The organism is Elioraea sp. Yellowstone, from assembly GCF_006704265.1.
Lineage (GTDB): Bacteria > Pseudomonadota > Alphaproteobacteria > Acetobacterales > Acetobacteraceae > Elioraea.
In genome coordinates, this window is record NZ_VIKA01000226.1 from 1 (window position 1) to 3,726 (window position 3,726).

At 74.2% G+C, this 3,726-nt stretch carries 4 protein-coding genes; 3 read left to right on the forward strand and 1 reads right to left on the reverse strand.

The window, feature by feature from the left end; genetic code table 11:
• The first annotated feature begins 226 nt into the window (after positions 1-226).
• The 3 genes from FK498_RS17940 to FK498_RS17950 all read left to right on the forward strand — a co-directional run bounded on the left by FK498_RS17940 (position 227) and on the right by FK498_RS17950 (position 2,775).
• Positions 227-1,453, forward strand: coding sequence for an amidase (locus FK498_RS17940; protein ID WP_141856976.1), 1,227 nt, complete (start codon positions 227-229; stop codon positions 1,451-1,453).
• A 70-nt stretch (positions 1,454-1,523) separates the two neighbouring features.
• On the forward strand, positions 1,524-2,330 hold the full coding sequence (locus FK498_RS17945; protein WP_141856978.1) for a hypothetical protein: 807 nt from the start codon (positions 1,524-1,526) through the stop codon (positions 2,328-2,330).
• A 13-nt stretch (positions 2,331-2,343) separates the two neighbouring features.
• Positions 2,344-2,775, forward strand: a complete 432-nt coding sequence (locus tag FK498_RS17950) for a hypothetical protein (RefSeq protein ID WP_141856980.1) — start codon at positions 2,344-2,346, stop codon at positions 2,773-2,775.
• Positions 2,776-2,784: 9 nt separating this feature from the next.
• Here FK498_RS17950 and FK498_RS17955 read toward each other — a convergent pair.
• A partial coding sequence (locus FK498_RS17955; RefSeq protein ID WP_202614914.1) for an anthranilate synthase component I family protein occupies positions 2,785-3,726 on the reverse strand: 942 nt, incomplete at its 5' end.

Sequence of the window (3,726 nt, forward strand, 5' to 3'; positions counted from 1 at the left end):
CCGCGGCCCCGCGCGCCTCGCCGCGCTCGGCCGGGGCGCGCGGCGTCTGGCGCTGCTGCTGCTGCTCGGGGCGGCGCTCGCCTATCCCGGCGCCTTCCTCGCCGACGCCCTGCTCGGCGCGATCCTCGCCGCCGTGCCCTGATCGCCGCGCGAAGGGGCTGAATCTCGCCGTCGCCTCTGTCAGGATCGCCGCCGGCGGACCGTGGAGGCGGAAGAGGAGGCGACGATGGCAGGCAGGACGGCACGGCGCGCGGAGGCCGATCCGGGCGATCCCGTCGGCGCCTTCATGCCGGGACCGCGCGTGACGATCGCAGGCGCGGCCTCGGGTCCGCTCGCCGGGCTCGCCTTCGGGCTCAAGGACATCTTCGACGTCGCCGGCCACGTCTCGACCTTCGGCAATCCCGACTGGGCGCGCACCCACCCGCCCGCCACCATCACCGCGCCCTGCGTCACCATGTTGGTGGAGGCCGGCGCCTCGATGGCGGGCAAGACCAAGACGGTGGAACTCGCGGCGGGGCTGACGGGCGAGAATCCCTGGTACGGCACGCCGACCAACCCGGTGTGCCCGGATCGCTATCCGGGCGGATCCTCCTGCGGGTCGGCGGCGGGGCTCGCCGCCGGCCTGTTCGACTTCGCGCTCGGCTCGGACACGGCCGGCTCCGTGCGCATCCCCGCGAGCTACTGCGGCCTGTTCGGCATCCGGCCGTCCTGGGGCGCGGTGAATGCCTGCGGCGTGCTGCCGCTCGGGCCCTCCTTCGACACGGTCGGCTGGTTCGCGCGCGAGGCGTCGCTCCTGCGCCGCGTGGGCGAGGTGCTGCTGCCACCCGGCGGTGAGGGGGCGCTCGGGCCGCTCCTCAAGGTCGAGGAGGCGTGGATGAACGCCGATCCGGCGGTCGCGAACGCGCTGACGCCCGCGCTCGAGCGGCTGGAGGCGCGGTTCGGCCGCGCCGCGCAGGTGGAGGTGGCGGTCGAGGGGCTGCACGCCTTCTTCGACGCGTTCCGTGCCTGCAACAACGAGGAGAACCTCTCCGCGCTCGGGCCCTGGGTGTACAGCGTCAAGCCCAAGCTCTCGGCCGCCGTGCAGGCGCGGTTCGACCTGGCGCCGCACCAGCCGCCGGCGAAGACGGCCTGGGGCCGGCACATCCGGTCGGTGGCCGGCGCCCGCATCCGTGCCCTGCTCGCCGGCGGCGGCGTGCTGGTCTTTCCGACCTCGCCGGTCGTCGCACCACCGCTCTCGGCCTCGACCGACGAGATCATGGCGATCCGGGAACAGACGATCGGCGTCACCTCGATCGCGGGCTTCGCCGGCGTGCCGGAGGTGACGATCCCGGCCGGGCGCGTGGAGGGCGCGCCGGTCGGGCTCAGCCTGGTCGCGGGCGCCGGGCGCGACCGCGCCCTCCTCGCCTTCGCCGAGGCGGCGGCGGCGGCGCTCGGGCTGGGCGAGGGCGGCTGACGCGACGGATCCGTTGCCGGGCAAGATCATGCCGGCTAGGCTTCTAAGCCGCAACCGGGAGGGACGGGCGATGCGGGCGAAGGGACCGATCCGGGGCGGGCTCGCGGCCGCGCTGCTGCTGCTCGCCGCCTGCACCGACCTCTCGGCGGTGCGCGAGTTCTCGCGCCTCTCGGCCGAGACCGCCGGCTACCGGGTGCTGGTGGACCGCTATGCCGGCTTCGGCGACCGGCTCGCCTTCTGGCGCGAACGCCCGGTGGATGTCGGCGACCGGGCCGCGCAGCGCGAGGGGCTGCTCGCGCTGCACGCGGCGCTCACCGGCTACATGGACGCGCTTGGCGACCTCGCCGGCGACGAGGCCGTGTCGGTCTCGACCGCCCCGCTCGCCGAGGCGGCGCACAAGGCGGGGCTGTTCGACGCGGCGATGCGCCCGCCGGTGCAGGCGCTCGGCGACATCGTCGCGCGCGCCGTCACGGGGACGTGGCGGCAGCGCGAGCTCTCCCGCGTGATCGAGGCGGGCGACGCGCCGGTGCAGGACATCACCGCGCGGCTGATCCGCTTCGCCGAGGGGCTCGCCGCGGAGGATGCGGAGGAGCGGCGGATCGCCGCGTTCACCTATGATCTCACGATCCGCCGGGCGAACGATCCGGCCGGGATCAGGGCGCTGCGCGAGTGGCGCCTGCAGCGGCTGGGCGAGATCGACGCGCGCGCCGGGCCGCGCGATGCCTTCATCGCCGCGATGCGCCGGATCGGCGAGGGGCACCGGATGCTCTTCGACAACCGGGACCGGCTCTCGGCGGAAGAGACGCTGCGCCAGATCCGTGCGGTGAACAGCCAGCTTCGCACCATCGGCCGGATGCTGCGGACCGCGGTGCTGTAGGGGAGGGGATCCGATGCCCGAGGTGACGGACGGCTTCGACGTCGCCCGCGAGATGGGCGAGGCGGCGAAGGCCGTGATGGACCGGCTGATGGCCGACTACGCGACGCTCAGCAAGGACGAGGTGCGCGAGCTCGAGGACCTTGCCTGGGACCTGCAGAGCCAGGCCGCGCGCATCCGCACGCTCGCGGTCGGCGCGCTGCTCGCCGAGGCGCAGACGAGCGTCGAGGCGATCAACCGCGAGACCAGGCGGGCGCGCAAGGCGATCAGGGACATCGCCAAGGTGCGCCAGGCGATCGCGATCGGCGCGGCCCTGTTGACGGTCGCCTCGGCGATCGCGACGAAGAATCCGGCCGGGCTGAAGCCCGCCTTCGACGCGCTGAAGGACACGCTGAAGGAGCCGGCGAAGGCGCTCGGCAAGACGATCGTCAAGAAGGTGACGGGGTAGCACGCCCGGCTACCGCCCCGCCCCCGCGGCGAAGCGCACCGCCTCCTCGGCCGCGCGGATCAGCGCGCGCGCCTTGTGCACCGTCTCCTGGTACTCGGTCTCGGGATCGCTGTCGGCGACCACGCCCGCGCCCGCCTGCACGTACATCGTGCCGTCCTTCACCACGGCGGTGCGCAGGCCGATGCAGGTGTCCATGTCGCCGCCGGCGGCGAAGTAGCCGATGCAGCCGGCATAGACGCCGCGCCGTTCCGGCTCCAGCTCCTCGATGATCTCCATCGCGCGCACCTTCGGCGCGCCCGAGAGCGTGCCGGCCGGGAACCCGGCCATCAGCGCATCGACCGCGTCGAGCCCCGGCCTGAGCCTCCCCTCCACGTGCGAGGAGATGTGCATGACGTGGCTGTAGCGCTCGACCACGAACTGCTCCTTCACGCGCACCGTGCCGATCTGCGCGACCCGGCCGACATCGTTGCGCCCGAGATCGAGCAGCATCAGGTGCTCGGCGCGCTCCTTCGGATCGTTCAGCAGCTCCTGCTCCAGCCGCTGGTCCTCCTCATGGGTCGCGCCGCGCGGGCGCGTGCCCGCGAGCGGGCGGATGGTGACGACGCCCTCGCGCAGCCGCACCATGATCTCGGGCGAGGAGCCGACGATCGCGAAGCCGCCGAAATCGAGGAAGAACAGGAAGGGCGAGGGGTTGAGCCGGCGCAGGCTGCGGTAGAGCGCGAAGGGCGGCAGCGCGAAGGGCACGGCGAAGCGCTGGCTGGGGACGATCTGGAAGGCGTCGCCCGCGCGGATGTAGTCCACGGCCTTCGCGACCGCCGCCTTGTACGCCTCCTTCGTCATGTTGCTGCGCACCTGGCCCAGGTCCGGGGCCGGGACGGGGGCGGCGGGGGGCGGCGGCAGCGGCCGCGCCATGGCCGCCGCGGCGGCGGCGAGCCGCGGGGGGGGGGGGGG